The sequence below is a fragment of the Microbacterium maritypicum MF109 genome, from assembly GCF_000455825.1.
GTDB classification, from domain to species: domain Bacteria; phylum Actinomycetota; class Actinomycetes; order Actinomycetales; family Microbacteriaceae; genus Microbacterium; species Microbacterium maritypicum_A.
On sequence record NZ_ATAO01000195.1, the window covers coordinates 104,726 to 125,835 of the forward strand.

Annotated in this window: 23 protein-coding genes; 11 read left to right on the forward strand and 12 right to left on the reverse strand. The window is 68.9% G+C overall.

The window, feature by feature from the left end; translation table 11 throughout:
• The first annotated feature begins 2 nt into the window (after positions 1-2).
• Positions 3-797, forward strand: a complete 795-nt coding sequence (locus L687_RS33320) for an ABC transporter ATP-binding protein (RefSeq protein WP_021200161.1) — start codon at positions 3-5, stop codon at positions 795-797.
• Positions 794-1,648: an ABC transporter ATP-binding protein gene (locus L687_RS33325; RefSeq protein ID WP_021200162.1), complete on the forward strand. Its 855-nt coding sequence runs from the start codon at positions 794-796 to the stop codon at positions 1,646-1,648. Before L687_RS33320 ends, L687_RS33325 begins: the two co-directional genes overlap by 4 nt.
• 6 nt (positions 1,649-1,654) lie before the next feature.
• Here the strand turns inward: L687_RS33325 and L687_RS33330 are convergent, their stop codons facing one another.
• Together L687_RS33330 and L687_RS33335 are read right to left on the reverse strand one after the other, a co-directional pair.
• Positions 1,655-2,932, reverse strand: coding sequence for a sensor histidine kinase (locus L687_RS33330; RefSeq protein ID WP_021200163.1), 1,278 nt, complete (start codon positions 2,930-2,932; stop codon positions 1,655-1,657).
• A 5-nt stretch (positions 2,933-2,937) separates the two neighbouring features.
• On the reverse strand, positions 2,938-3,603 hold the full coding sequence (locus tag L687_RS33335) for a response regulator transcription factor (protein WP_021200164.1): 666 nt from the start codon (positions 3,601-3,603) through the stop codon (positions 2,938-2,940).
• Between the two features lie 136 nt (positions 3,604-3,739).
• Between L687_RS33335 and L687_RS33340 the strand changes: the two genes are divergently transcribed.
• From L687_RS33340 to L687_RS33360, 5 genes are all read left to right on the forward strand, one after another.
• A complete protein-coding gene (locus L687_RS33340) occupies positions 3,740-4,498 on the forward strand; it encodes a hypothetical protein (RefSeq protein ID WP_021200165.1) in 759 nt (252 codons plus the stop codon).
• Positions 4,495-5,550 (forward strand): peptidoglycan-binding protein, encoded by a 1,056-nt coding sequence (locus L687_RS33345; RefSeq protein WP_084487353.1) that lies wholly within the window; start codon positions 4,495-4,497, stop codon positions 5,548-5,550. The genes L687_RS33340 and L687_RS33345 overlap by 4 nt, the downstream gene beginning before the upstream one ends.
• On the forward strand, positions 5,547-6,257 hold the full coding sequence (locus L687_RS33350) for an ABC transporter ATP-binding protein (protein WP_021200167.1): 711 nt from the start codon (positions 5,547-5,549) through the stop codon (positions 6,255-6,257). Before L687_RS33345 ends, L687_RS33350 begins: the two co-directional genes overlap by 4 nt.
• Before the next feature lie 17 nt (positions 6,258-6,274).
• Positions 6,275-7,462: an ABC transporter permease gene (locus tag L687_RS33355; protein WP_021200168.1), complete on the forward strand. Its 1,188-nt coding sequence runs from the start codon at positions 6,275-6,277 to the stop codon at positions 7,460-7,462.
• Between the two features lie 149 nt (positions 7,463-7,611).
• Positions 7,612-9,087 (forward strand): lipase maturation factor family protein, encoded by a 1,476-nt coding sequence (locus tag L687_RS33360; protein ID WP_040569748.1) that lies wholly within the window; start codon positions 7,612-7,614, stop codon positions 9,085-9,087.
• A gap of 149 nt (positions 9,088-9,236) precedes the next feature.
• Here L687_RS33360 and L687_RS33365 read toward each other — a convergent pair whose 3' ends face one another.
• From L687_RS33365 to L687_RS33375, 3 genes are read right to left on the reverse strand one after another with little or no spacing between them, the layout of a single operon-like run.
• Entirely contained in the window at positions 9,237-9,644 is a 408-nt protein-coding gene (locus L687_RS33365; protein WP_021200170.1) for a rhodanese-like domain-containing protein, read from the reverse strand.
• Positions 9,641-10,279 carry a bifunctional 4-hydroxy-2-oxoglutarate aldolase/2-dehydro-3-deoxy-phosphogluconate aldolase gene (locus L687_RS33370; protein WP_235045230.1) on the reverse strand — a complete coding sequence of 213 codons (639 nt, stop codon included), beginning with the start codon at positions 10,277-10,279 and terminating at the stop codon, positions 9,641-9,643. Before L687_RS33370 ends, L687_RS33365 begins: the two co-directional genes overlap by 4 nt.
• Positions 10,276-10,992: a helix-turn-helix transcriptional regulator gene (locus L687_RS33375; protein WP_021200172.1), complete on the reverse strand. Its 717-nt coding sequence runs from the start codon at positions 10,990-10,992 to the stop codon at positions 10,276-10,278. The genes L687_RS33370 and L687_RS33375 overlap by 4 nt, the downstream gene beginning before the upstream one ends.
• Before the next feature lie 157 nt (positions 10,993-11,149).
• On the opposite strand from L687_RS33375, the gene L687_RS33380 reads away from it, so the two are divergent.
• The 4 genes from L687_RS33380 to L687_RS33395 are packed head-to-tail and all read left to right on the forward strand — an operon-like array spanning position 11,150 to position 15,761.
• Positions 11,150-12,499: an MFS transporter gene (locus L687_RS33380; protein ID WP_021200173.1), complete on the forward strand. Its 1,350-nt coding sequence runs from the start codon at positions 11,150-11,152 to the stop codon at positions 12,497-12,499.
• A 2-nt stretch (positions 12,500-12,501) separates the two neighbouring features.
• Positions 12,502-13,755, forward strand: a complete 1,254-nt coding sequence (locus L687_RS33385) for an alanine racemase (RefSeq protein WP_031207484.1) — start codon at positions 12,502-12,504, stop codon at positions 13,753-13,755.
• A gap of 8 nt (positions 13,756-13,763) precedes the next feature.
• Positions 13,764-15,353 carry an N-acyl-D-amino-acid deacylase family protein gene (locus tag L687_RS33390; RefSeq protein WP_031207486.1) on the forward strand — a complete coding sequence of 530 codons (1,590 nt, stop codon included), beginning with the start codon at positions 13,764-13,766 and terminating at the stop codon, positions 15,351-15,353.
• 24 nt (positions 15,354-15,377) lie between these two features.
• Entirely contained in the window at positions 15,378-15,761 is a 384-nt protein-coding gene (locus L687_RS33395; RefSeq protein ID WP_021200176.1) for a RidA family protein, read from the forward strand.
• A gap of 195 nt (positions 15,762-15,956) precedes the next feature.
• Here L687_RS33395 and L687_RS33400 read toward each other — a convergent pair whose 3' ends face one another.
• The 7 genes from L687_RS33400 to L687_RS33430 form a co-directional block, all read right to left on the reverse strand.
• Positions 15,957-16,724 (reverse strand): ABC transporter permease, encoded by a 768-nt coding sequence (locus tag L687_RS33400; RefSeq protein ID WP_021200177.1) that lies wholly within the window; start codon positions 16,722-16,724, stop codon positions 15,957-15,959.
• Complete coding sequence (locus L687_RS33405) at positions 16,721-17,497, reverse strand: ABC transporter ATP-binding protein (RefSeq protein WP_021200178.1); 777 nt, start codon at positions 17,495-17,497, stop codon at positions 16,721-16,723. The genes L687_RS33400 and L687_RS33405 overlap by 4 nt, the downstream gene beginning before the upstream one ends.
• Positions 17,494-17,865: a DUF1048 domain-containing protein gene (locus tag L687_RS33410; RefSeq protein ID WP_021200179.1), complete on the reverse strand. Its 372-nt coding sequence runs from the start codon at positions 17,863-17,865 to the stop codon at positions 17,494-17,496. Before L687_RS33410 ends, L687_RS33405 begins: the two co-directional genes overlap by 4 nt.
• A gap of 2 nt (positions 17,866-17,867) precedes the next feature.
• A complete protein-coding gene (locus tag L687_RS33415; protein ID WP_021200180.1) occupies positions 17,868-18,230 on the reverse strand; it encodes a PadR family transcriptional regulator in 363 nt (120 codons plus the stop codon).
• Between the two features lie 192 nt (positions 18,231-18,422).
• The gene (locus L687_RS33420; RefSeq protein WP_152525900.1) at positions 18,423-19,184 is read right to left on the reverse strand and encodes a LysM peptidoglycan-binding domain-containing protein; all 762 of its coding nucleotides are present in this window, start codon (positions 19,182-19,184) and stop codon (positions 18,423-18,425) included.
• A gap of 51 nt (positions 19,185-19,235) precedes the next feature.
• Entirely contained in the window at positions 19,236-19,874 is a 639-nt protein-coding gene (locus L687_RS33425) for a response regulator (protein WP_021200182.1), read from the reverse strand.
• A complete protein-coding gene (locus tag L687_RS33430; protein ID WP_235045231.1) occupies positions 19,862-21,094 on the reverse strand; it encodes a sensor histidine kinase in 1,233 nt (410 codons plus the stop codon). Before L687_RS33430 ends, L687_RS33425 begins: the two co-directional genes overlap by 13 nt.
• Positions 21,095-21,110: the final 16 nt, after the last annotated feature.

A 21,110-nucleotide genomic window follows, 5' to 3' on the forward strand; every position in this document is an offset into this window, starting at 1 on the left:
AGATGCTCCTCGACATCCAGGACCTTGACCTGGCCTTCGGCGAAGGAGACGACGCGGTTCGGATCCTCGCCGGTGTCAGCCTCACGGTGGACCGCGGTGAGCTCGTCGGACTCGTGGGAGAGTCGGGCTCGGGCAAGTCCACGACGGCTCGCGCCGTCCTCGCGCTCTACGGCGATGAGGCGTCGATCGAGGGGAGCATCCGCGTCGACGGCACCCAGATGGTCGCCGCCGATGGGAGCACCCGGCGCCGAGTGCGCTCCGATTCCGTCTCGCTGGTGCAGCAGGATCCGCGCGCCGCGCTCAATCCGGTGCGGCGCATCGGGGACTCGCTCACCGAACGACTCGTCCGCGTGCACGGCTGGCGACGAGGTCGCGCCGAGGCGCATATCGTCCAGCTTCTCGCCGCGGTGGGACTCACCCACCCGGAGCGGAGAATGCGACAGTACCCGCATGAGCTCTCGGGCGGCATGCTCCAGCGCGTGGTCATCGCTTGCGCACTGAGCACCGATCCCGCGCTCCTGCTCGCCGATGAGGCGACGAGTGCGCTCGACGTGACGACGCAGGCCGAGATCATCGCGATCTTCCAACGGCAGATCCGCGACCGTGGTCTCGGCATGCTCTTCATCACCCACGACCTGGCGCTCGCCGGAGCGATCTGCGATCGGATCCATGTGCTCCGGCAGGGCGAGATCGTCGAGACGCTGACGACACCGGGGCTGTTCGCGGACGCCGTCCATCCGTACACGCTCTCGCTGATCGCCGCGGCCCCGGTGCTCGACACGAAGGAGGCGTCATGAGTCTGGTGGAGGTCTCCGAGCTGTATCGGGCCTTTCGGATGGGTCCGGGAGCCGAGCGCGTCGTCGCGGTGAACAACGTGAGCTTCGCCATCGAATCGGGTGAGGCGCTCGGCCTCGTCGGTGAATCGGGTTCGGGCAAGTCGACGATCGCTCGGATCCTCGTCGGTCTGGAACGCGCCGACGCGGGGTCGGCGGTGATCGACGGTGTCGACCGCCTGAGCAGGCCGCGCGGCGGAGCCGAGCGCCGTGCGAGGGCTCGTGCGGTGCAGATGGTGTTCCAGGACCCGAACGGTTCGCTCGATCGACGGCTGACCGTGCGCGAGGCGTTGCGGCGCACCCTGCGTCTGCGGGAACAGGGGGCGGGCGCGCACATCGACCGCACGATCGGAGAGCTGCTGGATCGCGTGCGGCTGACCGAGCGGCACGCCGACGCGAAGCCGCATGAGCTGTCGGGCGGTCAGCGGCAGCGCGTCGCGATCGCGCGCGCACTGGCGGTGTCTCCGCGCCTCGTCGTGCTCGACGAGGCCGTGTCCGCACTCGATGTCTCCGTGCAGGCGCAGGTGCTCGAACTCCTCGCCGAGATCCAGCGCGAGTCGGGGGTGAGCTATCTGTTCGTCAGTCACGACCTCGCCGTCATCCGCGAGCTCTGCTCCCGCGTGCTCGTGCTGTTCCGCGGCACGGTGGTCGAACAGGGAGAGACCGGCCAGGTGCTGCGAAGCCCGCAACACCCGTACTCGCAGCTCCTCATCGCCTCGACGCCCGGCCCGGGGTGGGACCCGGAGCGGGTCGTGCAGGACCGGATGACCTTCACGCAACGCATGGAGGTCGTCGGTCGGGGCGACCGGAGGTAGGTCGGGTCAGAGCGGGAGGACGATCGCGGCGATCAGGCCGCCGCCCTTGCGGGCGCGCAGACGCACCTCGCCGCCATGGGTCTTGGCGATGCTCTGCACGATCGCGAGTCCCAGGCCGGTGCCGTCCGGGCCGGCCGAGGTGCGACTCGCATCGCCACGGTAGAACGGCTCGGTGAGCAGCTGCACGGTGGCAGGGGTGATCGGCGTCCCGGTGTTCTCGACCTCGATGACGGCTCGTCCGCGTTCCCGCCGGCATCGCACCCACAGCTCACCGCCGGGCACGTTGTGGCGGATGCCGTTCTCGAGCAGGTTGCGCACGGCCCTGGCCAGCAGCACCGCATCGCCCTCGACCGTGAGGTCGCGCAGGTTCGCGTGCACCTCGATCTCCTGGGCGTCGAGGTCGTCGACCTGGTCCTCGATGAGCGTGCGCAGCTGCACCGGTTCGACCTCGTCCAGCCCGGTGCGGGCGCGGGCGAGGGCGAGCAGGGCCGTGATGAGACGCTCGCTCTGCTCGGTGGCCCGCAGCGCGCGCTGCATGTTGGCCTGCAGGTCCGCCGGCACCGCCCCCTGTTCGAGCGGGATCTCCAGGGCGGTCCTGGTCGTGGTCAGCGGGGTGCGCAGCTCGTGCGAGGCGTTGGCCACGAAGCGATCCTGCGCGGTGAACGCCGACTGCAGCCGGTCGAGCATCCCGTCGATCGTGTCGCCCAGCTCCTTGATCTCGTCGTCGGGGCCCGGCAGATCGAGGCGGCGCCCGAGGTCGCGCTCCGAGATGTCGCGGGCTGCGGCGGTGACTTCGCCGATGCGGTCAAGTGAGCGCCGTGCGAGCCAGAACGCGATCGCGGCGGCGACACCGGTGAAGGCGACGAGCACCACGATCGACCACAGGAGGAGCCCGCTGCCGACCTCGTCCGCGAGGAACGTCGACTGCTGCAGCACCGCTCCTTCCACGGCGTCGAGTGCGACGGTCTGCATCGGCGTGGCCACCGCGAAGCCGGTGACATCGGCGGTCTCGGCGAAGTAGGCGCATCCGGTGCCGGTCGTGCCGTAGAGGAGATCGCCGCTCTCGGCGAGCGGGGAGACGCCGCTCATGTCGGTGCTGTCCGCGGCCGGCGTCCCCGGTGCGACCTGTGTGACCGAGAGTGCGGGCACGCAGGTCGCGGCCGTCGTGTCGATGGCCGAGGCGAACAGCGACTGCACCACCAGGTACTGCACCGAGAGCAGTGCGGCACCCGCGGCGATGAACACGGCCGCGATGGTGACGACCAGCCGGGTGCGGAAGCTCATGCGTCTCATGTCGTCCCCACTCGATACCCGTGCCCTGCCGCGGACTGGACGACCTCGGGAGCCCCGAGCTTGCGGCGCAACGTGTGCACCACGATCTTGACCACGCCTCGGGTGCGCTCGTGCGGCTCGTCCCACACCTCGTCGAGCAGATCGTCGGCGCTGACGTAGCCGCCCTCCGCCGCGAGAAGCGTCTCGAGCACCCCGAACTCCTTGAGCGTGAGGCGGATCGGCGTGCCGTCGCGCTCCACGATGCGCCGCACGACGTCGAGGCGCACCCCGGCGAATTCGAGCACCGCACTCGCGCGCGCGGAGTGTCCGCGGCGGCCGAGAGCACGCAGGCGCGCGAGCAGCTCGACGTACGCGAACGGCTTGGCGAGGTAGTCGTCGGCACCGAGGTCGAGGCCCTCGACGCGGTCGTTGAGGGTGCCGGCGGCGGTGAGCATCAGGATGCGCGCCGGGTACTCCTGCGCCACGAGGGTGCGGCACACGGCATCGCCGCTCAGCACGGGCAGGTCGCGGTCGAGCACGATCACGTCCACATCGTTCGATGCGGCGGCGGTCAGGGCGCTCGCCCCATCGCGCGCCACGTCGACGAGGTATCCCTCCCGGCGCAGGCCGTCGGCGAGGGTGTCGGCCAGGTCGGCCTCGTCTTCCACCAGCAGCAGTCGCATGGCACCTCCCGTCTCCGAGGGTGCGCGGTGCGCGGTTAGTTTCCGGTTAGGCGCCGTCATACCCCCAGCAAACCAGCGCATCCGTAGAACTGACTGCACGTCGCGGACGAGCTGCGACCGCGAGAAAGGGAAAGTCATGTTCGACTCGAAAGCACGCCGGTCCATGGTGGTGATGCCCGCTGTCGTGGCGCTCTTCGCGCTCTCTGCGTGCACCGCCCCGTCCGGGGACGACAAGGCGAAGGACGGAGCGAACGATGCGGCCGCTGCGCGGTTCGTGAGCTGCCTGACCGACGAGGGCCAGACGGCGAAGATCGTCGAAGGCGGTCAGGTCGGGCTGCTGATGCCGGATGCTCCCGGTGACGGGGCGATGGGCACGCTGAGCGACAGTACCGCCTCTGCCGGCGCCGGAGAGGAGATGGCGATGACGATGATCTTCACGGACGACGACGGCACGTGGATGGCCTCGACAGCTGCATCCGGCTACCCCGAGGACGGCGGCCAGCGCGCGGCGTGGGAGGCGTGCGAGGAGAAGGTCCCCGAGTTCACGCAGCCGGAGCCGGACATCTCGATGAGGGCGGGCGCCGAGACGCAGATGATCTCCCCCGAGGAGCTCACGGAGGCCGGGCTCGCCTTCGCGTCGTGCGCACGGGACAACGGCTTCACGGACTTCGCCGACCCCGACTCCGACGGCATGCTGACGCTGCCGACGGGCATCACCGAAGACGAGGCGCGCACCCTCCTCGAGGCGTGTGCGGAGAAGGCGGGCGACATGCCGCCCATGTTCACGCAGGAGAGCATCGAAGCCGTCGACTTCGACTGGTTCGCCCTGATGAGCGAATACTTCGAAGGCGCCTTCACTGCGGCGACCGTCATGCCCTCCGGAGGCGAGGAATGAGCCGCCGGGTGACGAAGGTGCTGCTGCCGGTCGGGGTGCTGCTCGTGGCCGCGGCGGTGGCACTCGCAGTGCTGCAGCCGTGGAGCTCGGTGGCCGAGTCTCCGGACGACGCCGAGAAGCCGGTCACCGCCACGGCCGAGCTCACCACGCTGACCTCCGACCTGCGGCTGAACGGCACCCTCAGCTACGGAGCGTCCATCGCGCTGCCGGGGCGCGGGGGGACCATCACACGCCTGCCCACCGCGGGTGAGGTGATCGGCGTCGGCCAGGCGATCTACGAGGTCGACGGGAAGCCGGTGATCGCGATGCGCGGCGACCGTCCGTTCTGGCGCGACCTCGGCGTCGGCGTCGAGAAGGGCCCGGACGTGCGCCAGCTGGAGCAGGCGCTCGCCGACCTCGGCTTCGGCAGGAACATGACGGTGGACGACGAGTTCACCGCGGTCACGGAGACCAACGTCAAGGCCTGGCAGAAGTCGCTCGGGGTGCCGCAGGACGGCATCGTGAAGCTGGGAGACGTGGTCGCGATCACCGCCGCATCGGTGCGCATCGAGTCGGTGAAAGGAAAGCTGGGAGACCCCGCCGGGACGAGTCCGTTGACCTACACCAGCACCACCCTGCGTGTGGTCGCCAAGCTCACCGACGCGCAGGCCCGCGAGATCCTGCCGGGGACCCGGGTGACCGTGGTGCTGCCGGACGGGACGGAGGTGCCCGCGACGGTGACCGCCGTCGACCCCGGTGGTCAGCCGACCGAGAAGGAGGGCGAGACGACGCCCGCCACGGCGAACGTGGAGTTCGACGATCCGGCCGTCGCCGAGGGCATCGGACTGCGTGCGGTCAAGGTCGTGTTCGCGACCTCGGAGGTGAAGGAAGCGCTGGTCGTGCCGGTCACCGCCCTGGTGGCGACGACCGACGGAGGCTATGCGGTCGACGTGCTGCGCAAGGGCGGCAAGGTCGAACGGGTCGCCGTGGAGGTCGGACTGATCGCCGACACCAAGGTGCAGGTCACGGGCGGAGACCTCGCTGCCGGCGACGCCGTGGTGGTGGCGCAATGACACCGGACACCGTGGTCGAGCTCGTCGACGTGATCAAGGAGTATCCGGGAAGTCCGCCGCTGCGCGTGCTGCACGGCATGAGTCTCGCGATCGAGAGCGGAGAACTGGTCGCAGTGGTCGGGGCATCCGGATCCGGCAAGAGCACGATGCTCTCGATCATGGGCACGCTCGACGATCCCACCAGCGGCACCGTGCTGATCGACGGGACGGATGCCGCAGCCCTCGCCGAGCGCGAGCGGGCGGTGCTGCGCGCTCGCCGCATCGGGTTCGTGTTCCAGCAGTTCTTCCTGTTGCCGGCGCTCAGCGCGGTCGACAACGTGGCGCTCGGACTCCTCTACTCGGGAGTGCCTGCTGCGGAGCGCGCGGTGCGTGCCGCGGCCGCCCTGGAACGGGTCGGTCTCGGCGCCCGCATGAAGCACCGGCCCGGGCAGCTTTCCGGCGGGGAGCAGCAGCGGGTGGCCATCGCCCGCGCGATCGTCGGGAATCCGTCGGTGCTCTTCGCCGACGAGCCCACGGGGGCGCTCGACTCCACCACGGGCGACCGCATCCTCGAACTCCTCACCTCGATCGCCGACTCCGGCACTGCGGTCGTGATCATCACTCATGACCCGCACATCGCGGAGCGCACGCAGCGGCAGGTCGGCATCCACGACGGACGCATCGTGAGCGATACGGGCTCACCGGATCGGGAAGAGGTCGCGGCATGAGGCGCCGAGGGGAGCGGATGCCGCGGCTGAGCGTCGCGGACAGCATCCGCACGGCGCTCATCGGACCGCGCAGCCGCAAGATGCGCACGGCCCTGTCGGCGCTCGGCGTCGCCGTGGGCATCGCGGCACTCACCGCCATCACGGGTATCGCCGCATCGAACCAGGCGGAGCTGCTGGCCAAGCTCGACGCGCTCGGCGCCAACATGATCGTGGTGCAGCCGGGGTACGGGCCGGACAACAAACCGGTCGCACTGCCGGAGACGGCCGGCGGGATGATCGAGCGGGTGACGGGGGTGGAGCAGGTCGGGGTGCTCGAGAAGGTGCCGGACGGTACCGGCGTGTATCGCAACGACCTCATGCCGAAGAGCCAGGGCAACGGGCTGACCGCGTATGCGGCGAGTCCCGACTTCCTCTCGTCCGTGGAGGGATCGGTCGCGAAGGGGTCGTGGTTCGACGAGACCGACCGCTCCCTGCCGGTGACCGTGCTCGGGTCAGCGGCAGCTGCGCGCATGGGCATCACGGAGCCGGGCGTGCGGGTGTGGATCGGCGAGCAGTGGTACACCGTGATCGGGATCCTCGACTCGGCTGGGCTCGCGGAGGACATCGACGCGAGTGCCTTCCTCGGCGATCATTGGGCGGCCGAGCACGTGTCGGCGAAGGGCGATGACACGATCGCCTCGATCTACGTGCGCATGGCCGACGGCGGCACGGGCGAGAAGGTCCGAGACGCGATCGCCCGCGCCGCGAATCCGTCGTCCCCGTATGTGCAGGTGACCGGACTCGGCGACCTCGCCGGGGCGCGGGACACCGCGGATGACTCGCTGTCCGGCCTCGCGGTCGGTCTCGCGGCGATCGCGCTGCTGGTCGGAGGGATCGGCATCGCGAACACCATGGTGGTGGCGGTGCTGGAGCGGCGTGGCGAGATCGGACTCCGGCGGGCGCTCGGCGCGCGTTCGGGTCAGATCGCGGGTCAGTTCGTGGCGGAGGCGATCGTGCTCGGCGGCCTGGGGGGCGTCGCCGGTCTGCTGCTGGGGGCCGCGGGGGTGTTCGTCTACGCCGGCATCCAGGGGCAGGCGGCGACGATACCCCTCGTGGTGCTCGTCGGGGGCCCGGCCGTGGCGCTGGTGGTCGGTGTGATCGCGGGGCTGTATCCGGCGATCAGCGCCGCCCGCCTCTCGCCCACGTCGGCGCTGCGCACGGTGTGAGCGCGCGGTGGGAGGAGATCTCGCGTTCGGGCGGAGATCTCGACCTCGAGGCTCCTCCCGACGCGGAGACCTCCTCCCGACGCGGAGACCTCCTCCCGACGCGGTGCAACCCCCTGACCCGTTCACGAGCCCGGGCGTAGCCTGTGGCCGTGGACGGGTTCGCGGCGGTCGACTTCGGATTCGCGCGTGAGGTGCTGCAGCGCGGCATCGCGGCGATGTACCTCGTCGCGTTCGTCTCCAGCCTGAACCAGTTCCGGCCGCTGCTGGGCGAACACGGACTGCTTCCCGCGCCGGCGCTGCTCGAATGGGTCGGCCGCGACAAGGCGAGACGACGGATGCTGCATCCGACCCTGTTCTCGCGCATCCGCTATACCGACCGCCGCCTCGTGCTGCTGTGCGCGGCCGGCATCGTGGTCGCGGCACTTCTCGTGGTCGGCATCCCGCAGTGGGGGCCGCCGTGGGTTCCGATGCTGTGCTTCCTCGCGCTGTGGCTCGGGTACATGTCGATCGTCAGTATCGGGCAGACGTTCTACTCGTTCGGGTGGGAGATGCTGCTGCTGGAGGCGGGGTTCCTCGCGGCGTTCCTCGGCTCGGGCGATCAGCCGCCGCCCACCGTCGTGATCGTCCTGTTCTGGTGGCTGGTCTTCCGGCTCGAGTTCGGTGCCGGGATGATCAAGATCCGCGGCGGACGCGAATGGCGCGACCTGACGGCACTCATGTACCACCATGAGACGCAGCCCATGCCGGGTCCGCTCAGCAGGCAGGCGCATCTGCTGCCGCGCTGGTTCCATCGCGGCGAGGTGCTGGGCAACCACTTCGCGCAGCTGGTCGTGCCGATCTTCCTGTTCGCGCCGGTCCTGTCGCTGTGGGTGCGCGGCCCGGTGCCGCAGGTCGTCGGTGCGGTGGCGGCATCCATCGTGATCCTGACGCAGCTGTGGCTCGTCGTCACCGGAAACTTCGCGTGGTTGAACGCGGCGACGATGGTCATCGCGTTCTCCGTGATCGGGCTGCCGGGAGTCGGGATGCCTGTGGCCGCGCCGCGGACCGATCCTCCCTGGATCATCGACGGGATGCCGCTGGCCTGGGTCGTGGTCACCTCGGCGGTCGGGCTGCTGTATGTCGTGCTGAGCGTGCCGGCGCTGCGCAACCTCTTCGCGCGGCGGCAGCTGATGAACGCGAGCTTCAACCGCTGGCAGCTCGCCAACGCCTACGGCGCATTCGGCACGGTCACGAAGGAGCGCATCGAGATCATCGTCGAGGGCTCAGCCGACGAAGAGGGGATGGAGTGGCGCGAGTACGAGTTCCGGGGCAAGCCCGGTGATGTGCGCAGGATGCCGCGACAGTTCGCTCCCTACCATCTGCGGCTCGACTGGCTGATGTGGTTCCTTCCGCTCGGGCATTCGCTCGACGACTGGTTCACCGCGTTCCTGGTGCGGTTGCTGGAAGCGGATGCTCCGACCCTCGCGCTGCTGCGCATCGACCCGTTCGAGGGCGAAAGACCGCGGTGGGTGCGTGCGGTGTCGTACCGCTACCGCTTCGCCACCCGCGCCGAAAAGAAGGCCGACGGTGCGGTCTGGGTGCGCACCGGCCGCCGTGTGGTGCTCGCGCCCTTCGGGCTCCGGTGACGCCTCCCCCAGTCCTCGGTCCCTTCCCTCCAGCTCCGTCCCCTCCGGCGCTCCCGCACCCTCGTTCCGGTCGCACTTTCTGTCGCGCCGGCGGCCTTTTGGCGACAGTAAGTGCGACCGGAACGGAGGGCGGACGGGCCGGGACGCCGTCAGGGCTCGGCCGTGACCAGAGGGTCGGGACGACGCCGGGAGACGACCCCGGACGACTCGACCTCGAAGCCGTTGCGCACCCAGTACTCGTAGCCGCCGAGCAGCTCGCGGACATCGAACCCGGTGGCGAGCAGTACTCGGGCGGTCGAGGTGGCGCCGTTGCACCCGGGGCCCCAGCCGTAGACGATGAGCGTGCGATCGCGGGGAAGCGTTGTGAGCCGTGCGTCGACGTCGCTCGTGGGCAGATGCACCGCCCCGGCGATGTGGCCGTGATCCCACGACTCGAGGCGCCGCGTATCGACCAGCACCGCCTCTCCGGCGGCCACGGCTTCGCGGGCGGCGACCACATCGATCTCGTACGCGAGACGCGCGTCGACGTAGGCGAGCCTCGCGTCGAGAGAGCTCATCGCCGCGCGCCCGCACCGAGCAGCGCGGCGAGCTGCGGCAGCTGCGCGGGGTCTTCCAGCGCCGAGCCGACGGCGACGACATGGGCGCCGGCGTCGAGGTACTCGGCGGCGTTGACCGCGTTCATGCCACCCGTGGTCACGAATCGTGCCTGGGGGAAGGGGCCGTTCATCGCCGTGAGCCACTGCGGACCGAGTACCGACGCGGGGAAGGCCTTGAGCCAGGTGAGTCCCGCGGAAGTGGCGGATTGCACCTCGCTGGCCGTGGCGACACCGGGAAGGCTGAGCATTCCGGCCTCGTGCGAGGCGCGCACGACGTCGAGATCGAGCCCGGGGCTGACGGTGAACGTGGCGCCGGCGGAGAGCGCCTGCGCGACATGCTCGGCCGAGACCACAGTGCCGGCGCCGACGGCCTTGCCACGCGTGCGTCCGGCGGCGGCGACCACGCGCAGCGCCTCGACGTCGTCGGGGGTCTGGATGGGGAGTTCTACGACGTCGATCCCGAGGTTCCACGCGGTGGTCGACAGGGCGAGGCTGCGCTCCGCCCCCATGCCACGCAGGATCGCCATCAGGCGCGTGCCACCGAAGATCGCATCAAAGCCGGAGTTGTCCATCATGTTCCCTGTCGGTCCCGTCATCGCGTTCTGGCCTCTTCGAGGTAGGAGTATGCGGTCACCCGGGAGATGCCCAGGCGCTTGGCGATGGCCTCCACCGACTTGCGCATCTGTGTGGCACCACGCTGATCCAGCCGCTCCAGCACGGTGATCTTGTCATCGCGCGACATGCTCTCGAGGGGTCGCCCGATCTCGCGGATGGCTTCGGTGATCATCGAATCCATCACCGACACGAGGTCGGCGCCGAAGTGCTCCTTCGGAGCGTTCGCGGGTACGGGCGCCGGGAGGAGCGCGTCGAGCGTCTTGCGGGCGAGGAGCAGCGGGCTGAGGTCGACATTCACGCACAGCGACGCGATGATGTCGCCGGCGCCATTGTGGAAGTAGACCGAGGAACAGCGCAGCTCCCGCCCGTCGCTGGTGTAGCCGGTGTAGCCGAAGGCGTCGTGGTTCCCCCGGCGGTCCTTGAGCACGTCCAGACCGAGAGAGGTCGAGGGGCCCCCGACAGCGCGCCCGGTGACGTGCCCGTTCTCGATGGCCATGATCGTGTGACCCAGGTCGACGTCGGTGCCGTCGAGATTGTGGAGCACGACTTCGACGGTCGGTCCGGCCGCAGTGGCGAGGGCACGGAGCACGGGTCGATAGAGGCGGAGGACCTCTTCTGCACTCTCGTACGTCTCCCGTGCGAGATCATCGGCCAGGGCTGCAACCGCGTTCTCTGCTGTCGTCGATGTCGACATTCTGTGACTCCAATCCGGAGCAACGATACAGGCGTACAAAAAATACGAGTGATAGACAGATTGTCTATTCCGCTGTTAGTTTATCCACGCCCAGACGATCCGTCGAGGCCGGACCGCAACGTATGCGGCCCTGCATTCCCCGAAGAAGGAGCCCCGGATGGCCACTGTCGCCTCATCTGGCCTGACCCCGAAGCAGCGCAAGACGATCGCCGGTGGGGCGATCGGAACGCTGATCGAGTACTACGACTACTACCTCTACGGCCTCGCGGCTGCGGCAGTGTTCCCCGCGGTGTTCTTCTCCTCGAACGACCCCGTCATCGCCCAGCTGTCGTCGTTCGCGACCTTCGCCGTCGGATTCTTCCTCCGTCCGGTCGGCGGCATCATCTGGGGTATCGTCGGCGACCGCCGGGGCCGCAAGGTCGTTCTCATGAGCACGGTCATCGGCATGGGGGTAGCGACCACGGGCATCGGCCTGATCCCTTCCGACCAGATGATCGGCATCGCTGCACCGCTGCTGCTGTTGTTCTTCCGGCTCTGCCAGGGCTTCTTCGTCGGCGGCGAGATGGGCGGTGCGGCCACGATGGTCGTCGAAGCCGCGCCGACCGGCAAGCGGGGGCTCTACGGAGCCTTCCTCATCAGCGGTGCGGGTGTCGCCAACGTGGTCTCGGGCGGTCTGATGGCAGGTCTCGGGCTCACGCCGGAATCGTGGTTCCTGCAGTGGGGGTGGCGCATCCCGTTCGTCTTCTCGATCGTGCTCGCGATCGCGGCAGTGCTGCTTCGTCGCCAGCTCGAGGAGTCTGAGGCGTTCACCGACACGCAGACGCTTCTCCTCGCCACCACGGGCAAGAAGCCCAACCCGCTCATCGAGGTCTTCCGTCACCCGAAGAACGCGATCATGGGCATCCTCATCGGGTTGCCGCAGTCGATCGCCGGCTACGTCATCCTCACGTACGGTCTGGCGTTCATCGTGTCGAACCAGCAGCTGCCGGCCTGGATGGGGTTCGCCGGCACCATGCTCGTGGGTCTGCTGCAGATCGTCGTCGCTCCGCTGTGGGGTGCGATCTCCGATCGCATCGGCAGGCGGACGGTCTACATCATCGGCTGTCTCGGCTTCGCGGCCATGGTCTATCCGGCCTTCATGATGTTCAGCACGGGGAACATGTGGCTGATCTGGCTCGGACAGATCCTCGGGTTCGTCATCTTCGGCGTTGCGATGCAGGCGACCCTCTCGACGATGCTCGTGGAGATGTTCGATCCGGAGGCTCGGACGACAGGCGTGAACATCGGCTACCAGATCTCCAACACCCTCGGCGGCGGCCTCGCCCCGCTGATCTGCACCGCACTGGTGGCGGCTGCCGGAGGCGCCTTCTGGCCGGTCGTCGTGTACGCGGCGGTGATCGCGGTGGTCGGTGTGATCGCCACACTGGTCGCCTCGGTCCAGCCCGATGTCGAGGGTGCGGGGCGCCTGCACGAGCTGAAGACGAGCACGCCGGTGAAGACGCGATGACGATGGATGACGCAGGAGTGCTCTCCGCGCGCGACAAGGGCCTACCTGGGCGTGCGGCCGGACTGACGGTGACGGAGTTCCTCGCGACAGCCCCACGACTCGAGGAGTTCTGGACTCCGCTGATCGTGCTCGACGACGCAGCGATGACGGCGAACGTCGCCACGATGGCGCAGTGGTGCGCGGAGCGCGGCCTCGCCCTCATGCCCCACGGCAAGACCACCATGGCGCCTGCGCTGTGGAAGCGGCAGAGGGATGCGGGCGCGCTCGGCATCACCTTCGCGACCATGGGGCAGGTTCGTACCGCCCGCGATCTGGGCGTCGATTCGGTGATGCTCGCGAACGCCGCCGTCGATCGGCCGGCGCTGGCGTGGCTGGCGCAGGAGCTGGCGGATCCGGGTTTCCGGTTCGTGAGCTGGGCCGATTCGGTTGCGACGGTCGAGACGATGGAGGCGGCTCTGCTCTCCACCGCGACACCGCGCCCGGTCGACGTCTGCGTCGAGCTCGGCGGCGAAGGGGGTCGGACGGGTGCGCGGTCGATCGCGGAGGCCGTGCGTGTGGCTGAGCGCATCGCCGCATCCTCCGTGCTGCGCCTCGCCGGAGTGGCCGGATACGAGGGGAGCCTCGCGCACGATCGCTCCCCCGCGGCTCTCGCGGCCGTCCGCGCGTACCTGCAGTCCCAGCTCGAACTGCACTCCGCGATCACGCCTCTCTACGACGCCGGCGAGCTCTTCGTGACCGCCGGCGGCAGTGCCTACTTCGATGTCGTCGCTGACGTCTGGGGGACGACCGCGCGCGATGACCGTACGCATTTCACCCTTCGCTCCGGCGCCTACATCGTGCATGACGATGGTTTCTATCGAGGCATCTCGCCGTTCGATGAGGGGGCAGTGCAGGCGGAAGACTCTCCTCGATTCCTGAACGCGATGCACGCGATCGCGCGCGTCGTGTCGGCGCCGGAACCGGGACTGGCTCTCGTCGACGCCGGGAAGCGAGACCTGCCCTACGACGAAGGTCTGCCGATCCCGCGCTCCTGGTCCAGAGGTGTCGCCGGGCCCTGGCAGCCGCTGCGCGGCGAGGTCTCGGCGATGAACGATCAGCACTCGTACGTCCGCTCGGAGCAGTCTCTCGCGATCGGCTCGGTCGTTCGTCTCGGGCTGTCGCACCCCTGCACCGCCTTCGACAAGTGGCGCGTGCTGCCGGTCGTCGAGTCCGCCGGATCCGACGTCGTGACCGGCCTCGTCCGCACCTACTTCTGAGGGGAGCGATGATGATTCGATCAGTTCTCCGCGGCGGTTCAGTCGTCGACGCGACAGGCCCGATGCGCGCTGATGTCGCGATCGAGAACGGGCTCGTCACGAAGGTCGGTCGGGTCGATGCGCATGACGGCGACGAAATGATCGACGTCTCTGATCGCCTGGTGATTCCCGGATTCATCGACGTGCACTCGCATGCCGATGGCCTGTTGAACGATCCGGACGTCACTCTCGCTCTGCTGCGACAGGGGATCACGACCGTGATCGCCGGCCAGGACGGAGTGTCGTACGCGCCGGGCAGCGGTGAGTACGCGTCGGAGTACTTCGCCGCCATCAACGGGACGCACCCCACCTTTCGGGGCGGGGGCGTAGATGCCTACCTCGCCTCCGTCGACGGGATCTCAGCAGTGAATGCCGGCTATCTCGTACCGGCGGGCACCGTGCGCTTCGAGGTGTGTGGGCGCAAGGCTGGTTCAGCGAGCGAGGACGAGCGCCGACGCATGCGTGCTCTGGTCGCGCAAGGCATGTCCGACGGCGCCCTCGGGCTCTCGACCGGTCTGGACTACACGCCCGGTCTCTTCCAGGACGCGGCGGAGATAGCCGCCCTCTGTGAACCGGTCGCGCGTGCCGGCGGAGTGTACGTGACGCACATGCGCGGAGGATATGAGGCGAACACGGCTGCCGGTATGGATGAGATCGCGGAGATCGCCCGGATGGCCGCTGCGCATGCGGGATCTCCTTTGTCCGTGCACATCTCGCACTTCCACGCCGACGCCGACATCGTGCTGGATCAGCTCGATGCGCTGGGTGCCGCCGGTGTGGACGCGACTTTCGACGCCTACCCCTACACCCGCGGCTGCACGCTGCTGGGCATGCCGCTGCTCCCACCTGCGGTGTCGGCACTGCCGGTGGCGGCGGCGGTTGCGGTGATCGCGGATCCTTCTCGCCGTGCCGAGCTGCGCGAGCTGTGCACGCTGCGGGCGGAACGCAGCGCCAGCCTCGGCCCGGAATGGGCGGACATGATCACACTCGCTCACCTCGCCGCGCCCGAGTGGGCGTGGGCGCACGGGCTCACGCTGCGCGAGGCGGCCGCCCGTGCCGGCGTCGCACCGGTCGACTTCGCCCTCGATGCGCTTGCCGCCTGCCGTCTGGAGTGCAGCGCGGTGATGGCAGTACGCAGCCCTCGCTCGGGAGCGGAACTCGCTCGCATCTTCCGGCATCCCGGGCAGATGGGCGGCTCCGACGGGATCTTCATCGGCGCCCATCCCCATCCGCGAGCGGCCGGCTCGTTCTCGCTTTTCCTGCGCGAATACGTGCGGGAGCGGGCGAGCTGGACGTGGTCGGATGCGGTGCACCACCTGTCGGCGCTGCCTGCGCGACGCTTCGGTCTCGGGCGTCGGGGCGCCGTCGTGGCCGGGGCGATCGCCGACCTCGTGGTTGTCGACCCGGAGACGGTCACCGATACCGCCACCTACGAGAACCCTCGGGGTCGCGGTGCGGGTATCGACGACGTGTTCGTCGCCGGTATCCGTGTTCTCGCTGACGGGTGCCTGACCGGTGCCCTGCCGGGCCGCGGGCTCCGCCGTTCACCTCAGACCTGAATCGTCAACGAAAGGAAAAGAAAGATGCCGAAGACCGGATTCTACGCAGACGGGGCACCCACGCCCGCCGGCCCCTACAGCCACGGAGTGGTCGCGAACGGATTCCTCTACACTGCGGGGTTCGGACCGCAGGATGCGGCGAACGACCACGCGGTTCCCGCGAGCGTGGGCGACCAGACCCGCCAGGTGCTCCGGAACATCCAGAAGGTGCTCGCGGTGCACGGGCTGACCACGGACGACGTCGTGAAGTCGACTGTGCATCTGCAGGACCTCGCCGATTTCGCCGAGTTCAACGAGGCCTACGAGGAGTTCTTCACCGCGCCGTACCCCGTGCGCACAACCGTGGGCTCGCAACTGGCGAACATCCTCGTCGAGATCGACGTGGTCGCGGCTCTGCGCCAGGCGTGATCCCGCGCCTCCTCCCGGGCGGAGTTCTCCGCGTCGGGAGGAGCATCCGGGCGGAAGGATCCTCCCGAGAGGGGGAACTCCTCCCTACGCCGAGGTCCGAAGCTACGCCGAGGTCCGACACCTCGCCGAGCGCGGCGAAACGCCCCGGCCGGGTCGAGTGACCCGGTCGGAGCGTTCCGTCTCGCTGGGCGAAGATCAGCTGACCTTCTTCCGGTACGAGATGATCGCGAACACGTAGGCGACCACGAGGATGCCAACGCACCAGGCGAGGGCGACCCAGATGTCGTTGCCGACGGGCTTCTCGGCGAAGAGTGCCTGGATGGTGTTGACGATCGAGGTGACCGGCTGGTTGTCGGCGAACCACTGCACCGGAGCCGGCATGGTGTCGGTCGGCACGAACGCCGAGCTGATGAACGGCAGGAAGATCAGCGGGTACGAGAACGCGCTCGCGCCGTCGACCGTCTTGGCGTTCAGACCCGCGATGATCGCCAGCCACGTGAGCGCCAGCGTGAACAGCATCAGGATGCCGATGACTCCGAGCCAGGCCCAGAAGCTCGCCCCGGTGCGGAAGCCCATCAGGAATCCGACGCCGAAGATGATCGCCAGGGTGATGGCGTTCGCCGTCAGAGACGTGAGCACGTGCGCCCACAGCACGCTCGATCGCGCGATCGGCATGGAGTGGAACCGCTCGAAGATGCCGCTCTGCATGTCGGTGAACAGTCGGAACGCCGTGTAGGCGATGCCGGATGCGATCGCGATGAGCAGGATGCCGGGCAGCAGGTAGTTCACGTAGTTGTCGGTGCCGGTGCTCTGCTGGAGTGCACCGCCGAAGACGTAGACGAACAGGAGCATCAGCGCGATCGGGGTGACCGCCGTGGTGATGATCGTGTCGGGACTGCGGAAGATGTGCCGCATGGAGCGGCCGGTGAGTGTCGCCGTATCGGCGGCGAAGTGCGTGCTCATGCTGCGTTCTCCTTTCCGGAGGCCTTGGGGCCGATGAGGGTGAGGAAGATCTCCTCGAGGGTGGGCTGCTTCTCGACGTACTCGACCTTGGCGGCGGGGAGCAGCCGCTTGAGGCCGGCGAGGGTGTCGTCGGCGATGATGCGACCCTCGTGCAGGATCGCGATGCGGTCGGCCAGCTGCTCCGCCTCGTCGAGGTACTGCGTGGTGAGCAGCACGGTGGTGCCGCTGTTCGCGAGCTGTTTGACCACGTCCCACACCTCGATGCGGGCTTCGGGGTCGAGGCCCGTGGTCGGTTCGTCGAGGTAGATGACCTCGGGGTCGCCGACCAGGCTCATCGCGATGTCGAGCCGGCGACGCATGCCGCCGGAGTAGGTGCCGACCTTGCGGCCGCCGGCATCGGTCAGACGGAACGTCGCCAGCAGGTCGTCGGCGACCTTCCCGGCGTCGGGCAGGTGCCGCAGCTTCGCGACCAGCACGAGGTTCTCGCGTCCGGTGAGGATCTCGTCGACGGCGGCGAACTGCCCGGTGAGGCTGATGCGCTCACGGACGCCGACCGGGTCGGAGGCGACATCCACGCCCTGCACGGTCGCCGTGCCGGCGTCTGCCTTCAGCAGGGTGGAGAGGATGCGCACCATGGTGGTCTTGCCGGCGCCGTTCGAGCCGAGGAGGGCGAAGATGCTGCCCTTCTCGACTTCGAAGTCGACGCCGCGCAGCACGTGCAGATTCTTGTACGACTTCTCGATGCCGCGCACCGAGATGGCGGGGTTCGTCATGACTCGTTCTCCTTCTTCTTCGCGTCGTCGAACGCCTTGATGAGGCGTGCGCGCTCCTTGTCGATCCACTGCGTGCCGCCGTAGGCACGGGCGTAGTCCTCGGCGTACTCCACGGGGTCATCGCCCACGATGGCGCTGACCGGCGTGCCGTCGACTGCGGCGCGCTCCCACAGGTCGGCGAGGTCGAGGAACATCGTGACGATCGTGTCGCCGTCGGTGATGCCGCCGTAGTACAGGTAGTACCGGTACTGGGCGTTCGCCACCTCGCGGTACGGCGAGGGGAGGGCGTCGATGCGGGCCTTGGCCTGCTTGTACTGCTTCTTCTGCTCGAGCGATCCGGTGAGCGCTTCGATCCACTTTGCGGCCATGATCAGTTCTCCTTGTTCGGGGTGGTGCTCGTGTTGTCGGTGTCGGTCTTGTTCAGCTGTGCGATGTGCTGCGCGAGGAAGTCCCAGGTCTTCCAGAACTCCTCGAGCTCCTGGCGGCCCTGTGCGTTCAGGGTGTACACCTTGCGCGGCGGACCCTTCTCGCTCGGGACCTTCTCGACGTCGACGAGATTCTTCTGCTCGATGCGCACGAGGAGTGCGTAGATCGTGCCCTCGGCGATGTCGGTGAACCCGTGGTCGCGGATGCGTGTGGTGATCTCGTACCCGTATGCCGGCTGCTCGGCGAGGAGGGCCAGAACGATGCCCTCCAGAGTGCCCTTGAGCATCTCGGTCATCTGCTTGCCCATCAGGTCCTCCTTTCGTTTCGGTTGGTACTCAGTGTTGCTGGGTACCGGTACAAAGTAACACCGAGTACCGGTACTTAGCAACACCGAATACCAAACCTTTTCGGACGAGATCCCGAAGCGGTTCCGGGCGCGCGAGAACGACCGTCGACGGCGAGGCGTGGAGAGGGGAAGCGCGGAGAGGGGGAAGCGCTGCTACGGGAACATGCGGCGCAGCAGCGCCAGGTCGTCGGTGCTCAGGGCCTGTGAGATCACGGCCGCCGTCTCCGGGGGCATGTCCTTCTCCAGCCGCTGCCACAGCCACCGCGCGGCACCCAGGTCTGCGGTGGCGACAGCGGTGGAGAACGCTGCCACTCCGTCGTAGTAGGGGATGGTCGAAGACCCGGGTTCGGCGTTGTACGGCGAGTAGATGTCGACGAACGGAAGCGTCGGGTCCGGTCGCAGGTAGAGCACGTCCCCGGGAGCGATCGGCTCATTGCCGCGCACGTGGTTGAAGCTGCCGACGGTGACGTAGTCGACGCAGAAGCGCTCGCCGATCGCGATGAGGCTGTCGCCGGCCTGCACCTCGTAAGAGAAGATCTGGCCGTCGGCATCGAGGGTGACCGGCCCGCGTGCCAGCTCCGACGCGCCCATGTCGACGAGCTCGCCCAGGAGCTTCCCGTGGGCCGGGGAGCCGTCGTCGCTCCCGATGTTGATGAACGCGTTGGTGGTGCAATCACCCGGTCCGCGGGCGGGAACGCTGATGCCATCGCCCAGATCGACGTATCCGACCGGATCAGAGGCGTCGGCGGCACTCGTCGGGGCCGTGGAGGGTTCGGCGGCGAAGCGTTCCGACGCCCACGAAGCCGCATCGACGACGGCGGGGGCGGCGCTGATCACGGCGGGAGCGGCAACGGCGACCAGCCCGGCGACGGCCACGACGACGACGGCAGTGGTGATCCTGGTGTTGCGCTTCATCCCCGACAGCATGGCATCGCTCGGCACCGCGGCGGTAGAGCGGGTGCCGGGTCAGCTGCGCAGGTATGCGAGCACGGCGAGCACACGCCGGTGGCCGCTGTCACTGGAGGCGAGGCCGAGCTTGGCGAAGATGTTGCCGATGTGCTTGCTCACCGCGGTCTCGGTCACGAAGAGCCGTTCGGCGATGGTGCCGTTGTCGAGCCCCTCGGCCATGAGGCCCAGCACCTCGCGCTCGCGGGGCGTGAGGGTCTGCACCGGATCGTCGGCGCGACGGCGGCTCATCAGCTGCGAGATGACCTCGGGATCCATCACCGTGCCGCCGGCGGCCACGCGGTGCAGGGCATCGATGAAGGCCGCGACCTTGCCGACACGCTCCTTGAGCAGATAGCCGAGGCCGTCCGCTCCGGCAGCCAGCAGCTCACCGGCGTACCGATCCTCGACGTAGGCCGACAGCACCAGCACGGGGAAACCGGGGCGGCGAGCGCGGGCTTCGGCCGCGGCCTTCAGCCCCTCGCTGGTGAAGGTGGGCGGCATCCGCACATCGACCACGGCGGCATCGGCCTCGTCGAGCCGGGCGAGGAATGCCTCGGCGTTGTCGACGGCCGCCACGACCTCGAACCCCTCGCTGCGCAGCAGCAGCGCCAGCCCCTCGCGGAGCAGGGTGTCGTCTTCGGCGATCACGATCCGCATGGCAGCTCCGCTCTCAGGATGGTGGGGCCGCCGACCGGGCTGGACAGCTCCAGCCCACCCTCGAAGGCCTCGAGGCGACGACGGATGCCGGCCACGCCGCCGCCCGGGCGTTCGGCTGCTCCGCCCACGCCGTCGTCCTCGACCGTGATCAGCAGCACCTCCCCCTCCCGTTCGACCCGCACCGCGGCCCGCGTGGCGTCGCTGTACTTGCTGACGTTGGTCAGAGCCTCGGCCACCACGAAGTAGCTGGCCGACTCGACGGCGGCCGGGACGCGTCCGACCTGCGACGTCTCGATCGTGCAGGGCACGACGCTGCGCCCGGCCAGCGACGCCAGCGCCCCCTCCAGCCCGAGCTCGTCGAGGATCGGCGGGTAGATGTCGTGCACCGTGCGGCGGAGTCCGGCGAGCGCATCGCTGGCGGCATCCTGCGCTCGCCGCAGCGGTTCGAGCACGTCGCCGCCGGTCTCCTGCGCGCGCTCGGCGATCCCGAGCATCATCACCACGTTGACCAGGCGGTTCTGCGCACCGTCGTGCAGGTCGCGCTCGATGCGCCGCAGTTCGGCCGCGTGGGCATCGAGCGCGGCGGCGCGGCTGAGGGTCAGGGCGTCGACCCGAGCGGCGAGGCGCGACTTCTCCGGCGTCGCGAGCAGCGTCGCCGACACGTACGACACCAGCCGTGCGACCGCGGGGATCAGGAAGATCGACAGGATCGCGTACGCCGCCGCGAGCAGCGGCATCGTGGCCGCGAGCTCCCAGGACGTGACGGGGTACACCGAACCCACGGGGTCGTCGGCGGGAGCGAACTGCCAGTAGTAGGTGATCGCGAGGGTGTTGACCGCCGCGACCGGCAGCGAGATCGTCAGCAGTGAGACGAACAGCACGGGGAGCCCCTGCACGGCGAGCCACAGCACGTCGCGGCCGGTGGCGCGCGAGAAAGCGAAGCGCAGACGATCGTCGATGGTCGAGGCCGGCGGGAGCACGTGGCCGATCGGCGTCAGCTCCTCGCCCCGGTAGGCGCCGACACGACGGCGGTTCAGGTCCGTCCAGCGGTGCAGGCTCTGCACGGTCTCGGGCATCAGCAGCACGCCGCCGGTGAGGATCATGAAGGGAAGCAGGACGATGCCCAGGCAGAGGAACACCACGGAGGCGATCGAGACTCCGGCCTCGACGGCCAGGTATCCCCACGCGCGCAGCCATCGCCGCATCCGTCCGTCCTTCACTCTCACAGTCTGCCCG